General features: G+C 53.7%; 4 protein-coding genes. 3 read left to right on the top strand and 1 reads right to left on the bottom strand.

Annotated elements, in window-relative coordinates:
• On the bottom strand, window positions 1–446 hold a 446-nt coding region (locus PAT3040_RS38925; protein ID WP_444980823.1), incomplete at its 3' end, for a glycoside hydrolase family 78 protein.
• A gap of 137 nt (window positions 447–583) precedes the next feature.
• On the opposite strand from PAT3040_RS38925, the gene PAT3040_RS22335 reads away from it, so the two are divergent.
• The 3 genes from PAT3040_RS22335 (at window position 584) to PAT3040_RS22345 (ending at window position 4,557) form a co-directional block, all read left to right on the top strand.
• The gene (locus PAT3040_RS22335; protein ID WP_108994441.1) at window positions 584–1,471 is read left to right on the top strand and encodes an AraC family transcriptional regulator; all 888 of its coding nucleotides are present in this window, start codon (window positions 584–586) and stop codon (window positions 1,469–1,471) included.
• A gap of 114 nt (window positions 1,472–1,585) precedes the next feature.
• Window positions 1,586–3,331: a sensor histidine kinase gene (locus PAT3040_RS22340; RefSeq protein WP_108994442.1), complete on the top strand. Its 1,746-nt coding sequence runs from the start codon at window positions 1,586–1,588 to the stop codon at window positions 3,329–3,331.
• Window positions 3,328–4,557 carry a response regulator gene (locus PAT3040_RS22345; protein WP_108994443.1) on the top strand — a complete coding sequence of 410 codons (1,230 nt, stop codon included), beginning with the start codon at window positions 3,328–3,330 and terminating at the stop codon, window positions 4,555–4,557. The genes PAT3040_RS22340 and PAT3040_RS22345 overlap by 4 nt, the downstream gene beginning before the upstream one ends.
• Window positions 4,558–4,997: the final 440 nt, after the last annotated feature.

The following is a 4,997-nucleotide window of genomic DNA, read 5'->3' on the forward strand; positions in this document are numbered from 1 at the left end:
GCCTGGCGGATCGGCCCTCGCAGCTCGATATCTTTGCGGAAATAGGCAAAATCGTTGATTTGCAATTCGCCCGGTTTCCAGATCCACTGTGCGCGCCAAGCTTCCGCATCGTTCAGACCAGTCAGGAAAGTGGCGGGTTCCGATGCGATGACATCCCCTTTCACGTCTCTGGCGAGCACCTTCCACCAATAACGGGTGCAGTCTTGCAGCTCTGGCCCGCCATATCGGCAATCTGTTGTCAGCCGTCCGGTCATCATGCCGCTGTCCCAGACATCGGTTTGGCCGGGGGAAAGCAGTTCTCGCCGCGTAGCTAAGAGGAGCTGGGCTGCAACGGGCTGCGCCTCCCCTCGCGCGTAATCCAGTTGCCAGGATATTTGAAGATCGGTCACGTCTATACCTGTTGGGGAATCTTGTCCGTCGACGTGCAGGTGATGTATGAGCGCCATGCCACTCTCTCCTTTGCGATTGCATCAAGTGTCGTTTCTGCTATCGTAGCCCAGAGAGGTGATCCGCGACAGGGGCTGATATGCTATATTTATAGGTGGATTACATACTACAATACCTTCTCTGGGGAGTGTTCAAAATGAAAGAGCCTCGATCTCACCCTGTCTTGCAGGGAAACATTTACTGGAATGAGGATCAGTTCCCGCTGCATGTCAATCGGGAGAAGGAAGCTTTTTCCTTGCCGCTCCATTGCCACGACTTTGTCGAGATCAATTTTGTCGCCGAAGGACGGGGCATGCACTATATTGCCGAAGATAGCCTGGAAGTGAAGCGGGGCGATCTGTTTATTATTCCGACGGGGACCGCCCATGTGTATCGCCCGCTCACCGAACGGAACGGCAACGAGCTTATCGTATACAATTGCCTATTCGCGCCTGAATTGATCGAGCGCTTGCGAATCGCATTTCCTGCACAGGATGAAGTCTTCTCACAGACGACAGGGGGGGAGAGAGGTTATGCCTCGTTCTCCGATCGCAATGACGAATATCGCACGCTAATGCAAAACCTGTATCGAGAACATGTCTTGCGTCTTCCAGGAACGGAGGCGGCGCTGCTTAGTCTGCTGATGCAACTGCTGATCTCGATGCACCGCAACGATAAGGGCGGCGAGGAGTCACTATCCTTGCGCCAGCTGTCGCCCGTATTCGAACATATCGCGGTACATTACCAAGAGCCGATCACGTTGCGAACGCTCGCCGGTCTTGTATCGCTTAGCATTCCCTACTTGCAACGACTGTTTAAACGTGCCACGGGGCAAACGATCGTCGAATACATTCAGAATTTGCGCATCGAAAAGAGTTGCGAGCTGCTCCGGCATACGGAGTTCCAGGTGCAGGAAATCGCTTATTTATCCGGCTACAGAGATATGAAATTTTTCCACCGTTTGTTCAAAAAGAAAACAGGCACGTCGCCGCACCAGTACCGGCAATCCGTTTTGATTCAACCCCTTAATAACCTTTATCCGTAGCCGAGTTTAATGCGGTCCTGCGCGAAGCCCCGGCTCGCCGGATGTCTTGACGACGATTCTGCGAGCGTTTACAATTCGCTTAACCGATTGAAGGCAGGGGTAGGGTGATCGTAGATGTGGTCTCAGATCAGATTGCTGCAAAAATTGATTATTGTACTAATCGTGTTTCTAATCGTTCCCGTGCTCGTGGTAGGCATTAGTTTGTTCTCCATTACGCTGCCGCTTGCGCAGCGCGAAACGAGGGACATGTTAGGTAAAGTAGTGGATCAATTGCACGAGAACGTACAATATCGGGTGACGGGTTATCAGAATATGCTGATGCAGATGGCTGTGGATCCAAGACTCTCGGCTTCCCTGACGCAGACGTATTCGGAGCTGCAGGACGAAGTGCTTGCCTTGCAGCAGATTAACGCTTCGATCAGCCGCGTCCGCTCCTATTTCCCCATCAAAACGATTCGTTTCTACAAAAGCAACCCGACGCTTCGCGAGGATGGCGGCGCCGTTTTTGACATGGAGAGGGCCGAGCGCCTTCCCTGGACTGCGGCAATGTCCGAATCCCGTCAGCCCTTCTACTGGTACTTTGATGCGGACAATCCCCAACCGGCCTTTCATATCGGCAAGTGGCTTGTCGATTACATGAGTAACGATGATTACGGCATTATCGATTATGAAGTGACAACACAGGCGCTGTTCGAAAATCTCGCCAATCCGCTGGAATTCGAAGATAGCTGGATCGTCATCGCGGATCAAAACGGCAAGGCGCTGATTGACTACAGAGGGCTCAAAATCGGGGATTCCATAGCCGATTTAACGTATTTAAACGATTCTTACAGCAGTAAATCCGGCTCCTATACCGAGCGCATTGACGGCAAAAACCATCTGATCGTCTATCAAACGACATCGCTTGGATGGAAAATCATAACGATTGTCAGCCAGGAGGCGTTATGGGAGAGACTGCAGCTCGTCAGGCAAGCCGCGATAGCCGCAAGCATCCTGTTCGTTGTGTTGACGCTCGTTGTTTTGATCAGCTTCGGAAAACGAATTACGAACCGTCTTAATGTGCTGATTCGCAGCATGCGCAAAGTAAGGGAAGGAACGCTTGGCCTGACGGTCAGAATCAATGGGAAGGATGAATTGGGCGATGTCGAGGAGACGTTTAACCAGATGTCCCGGCAACTGGAAACGTCAATGCTGGAAAACGCTGCGGCCAGAAGCGCCGCCGAGACGGAGAAGCTGCGGCTTTTGCAAGCGCAGATCAATCCCCATTTCTTGTATAATACGTTAGCTCTGGTTAAAAGCATGGCCATGGATGTTGGATCGGCGGAGATCAGCGGAACGGTGGACGCGCTTGCCAAGTTTTTCCGGCTGGCGCTTAATCAGGGACGCGATGTGCTCCTGCTTCGCGAGGAACTGGAGCATATTCAGGCTTACCTCGACATCCATGAGTGGCGTTATCCGGGCAAGGTGACGGTTCGTTACGTTATTGACGAGGCGACGCTTCTCTGCGAGATCGTAAAAATTACATTGCAGCCCATTGTAGAAAATGCACTAATGCACGCCTTTACTCATCGTGGGGGCAGAGGGGCAATAACGATATCCGCAAAACTTGCGGAGCGTTTCCTGTTTATTCGCATCGAAGACGACGGCAAAGGGATGAATGAGGCTCAGCTCCAAGATTTGATGAACCCGCCGATGCAAGAGAGCGGAGGAGGATTCGGGTTGTACAACGTCCGGGAGCGGCTCACTCGCTTCTACGGTGCCGGCTTCGAAATGACGGTCGCAAGCGTGCCTGAACAAGGAACGGTCGTAAGTTTGAGAATACCGCAGCCGAACATTCAACCAGAGGGGGCGACGACATGATCAAGGTGTTAGTTGTGGACGATGAGATTCGCCAACGGCAATCGATTATCAAACATGTGGGATGGCAGGAGCTGAGGATGAACGTCATTGGCGAAGCGGAGGACGCGGATCAGGCGCTGAAGCAATTCGAAACGCCGGATGTGCTAATCACCGATATTCGGCTGATGGGCAGCAGCGGTCTGGAGCTGGCGGCGGACATGAGGCACAGGAATCCGAAGCTGAAGGTGGTCATGGTGACCGGCTACGAACAGTTCGAATATGCGAAGACGGCGCTTGATATCGGTGTCGAGGCCTTCCTCGTCAAGCCGATCGATTTTGCGCGGCTGGAGCAGGTGCTGCTTCAAATTGCCGACGGGCTGGAACAGGAGCGGCAGTTGCAGGCGAAGCTGCAGGGGTACGCGTACAAGGAGCGCGCAAGCTTCTTGGACGATTTGTTGCACGGCTTGCTGAACGAGGTCGAGGACCATACGCTGGAAACGCAAGCGATGCAGTATGGTTTGTTTGCGGATGCAGCCCCCCGCGCGGTCATCGTTGCGGTTTGCTCCGAGGATGATGCGGAGTGGGCGAAGGTAATGGGCGATTGCGCACAAATGGCATTTGACGGACAGGTGGAAGCTCATGTGACGACTGCAAGGCAGCAAATGGCTTTTATCGTGCGCGCAGGGACGAGGGACGGATGGTTCGGGAACGCCTTGGAGCGGTTTGCGGAGTCGCTGATGGAAGCCGGAGTGCCAGGCATTGCCATCGGCATCGGCGGGGACGCTGCTTCGCCGTCCGAACTGGCAAACAGTTACCGCAACGCAGTAAGCGCTGTAAATCAGCGAAAGCTCGGGGTGAAAGGGCCGCTGTATAACTGGGAGCAGCTGATCGGCGATCGCAAACGCAGCCATGCCCAAGGCATCGTCCAGCGCGCGATCGATTACATGAACGTCAACTACATGAACAATCTAAGTCTGCGGTCAGTAGCCGACGCCGTTTACTTGAGTCCAAACTATCTGGGCGCGCTGCTGCGTTCGGAGCTCGGCACCTCCTTTACCGATCAACTGGTCGCAATAAGAGTTGCCCGCGCCAAGGAATTGCTGCTCGCTCCCGATTTAAAGCTGTACGAGGTGGCGGAGCGGGTCGGTTATCAAAATTTCGGACATTTCTCCAATCTGTTCAAACGCATGACCGGCTTTACGCCCAAAGACTACCGGCAGTTTCAAAGTATGCCGGGCAACGAATAACGGCTATCACGCCATGGAATCGCCAAACTCTAACCGCCGACCTCATAACCTATTGCACCGTCACCCTCTTCAAAAGGGCATCTCAACCGCCAACCTCCCCAAAAGGGCATCTCAACCGCTTGAGCGTTAGCGATTGGGATGTCGTTTGCGGAGGCGGCGGTTTTTTGACGAAGTATTGTACTCGGTTTTTCGTACACATTAGCCCTCGCACCCCCACTGACGTCGCATTGTACTCGGTTTTTCATACACACTTGTCCCCGTTGCGGAGTTACTTTTGGAGCTGCAACCCGAAAAATCGGGTTGCAGGGCGGCGTTCTCCAGCCAACGTCGCATATTACTCGGATTTTTCCCGCTATACGAGTCCGTTCGTCCCCCGCTCGGCAGGCCGGAGCTGCCATACTTTCTCCATATTTCTCGCAACGAAACGCGCCGCGCCCCCC

Source organism: Paenibacillus agaridevorans, assembly GCF_003112455.1.
In the GTDB taxonomy this organism is placed as follows: Bacteria; Bacillota; Bacilli; order Paenibacillales; family Paenibacillaceae; genus Pristimantibacillus; species Pristimantibacillus agaridevorans.